Source organism: Pseudoalteromonas aliena (assembly GCF_038155085.1).
Classification (GTDB): Bacteria; Pseudomonadota; Gammaproteobacteria; order Enterobacterales; family Alteromonadaceae; genus Pseudoalteromonas; species Pseudoalteromonas aliena_A.
This window is the reverse complement of the sequence record NZ_JBAKAU010000071.1, coordinates 1-252: the sequence shown is the minus strand read 5'-3', so window position 1 is coordinate 252 and position 252 is coordinate 1. Positions and strand designations below refer to the sequence as shown.

Annotated in this window: 1 pseudogene; it reads right to left on the bottom strand. The window is 36.1% G+C overall.

Features of this window, described 5'->3' with window-relative positions:
- Positions 1-60: 60 nt before the first annotated feature.
- Positions 61-252 (bottom strand): annotated as a pseudogene (locus tag V6260_RS18595) (hypothetical protein); the annotation flags it as partial.

The following is a 252-nucleotide window of genomic DNA, read 5'->3' as shown; positions in this document are numbered from 1 at the left end:
CATACCTAAATCAATATCAGCATTTACTCCTAAATGCTTACCTAGGTTAAGCTCGCTCTAACCTTTTATTTCTAATGCGTCTAACGTCGCAACTAAATCTTCTAGATTAAATATCTAACCTAGTAGGTGCATTTTACCGTTTACACTAAATCCGTTAAATGCATTGTCTTAAGCGTCTAGCTATACACCTTCCCATTTCGCAATACTTTTAACAGACTCACCGCTTAGACATAACAGGCCTATAATATCTTG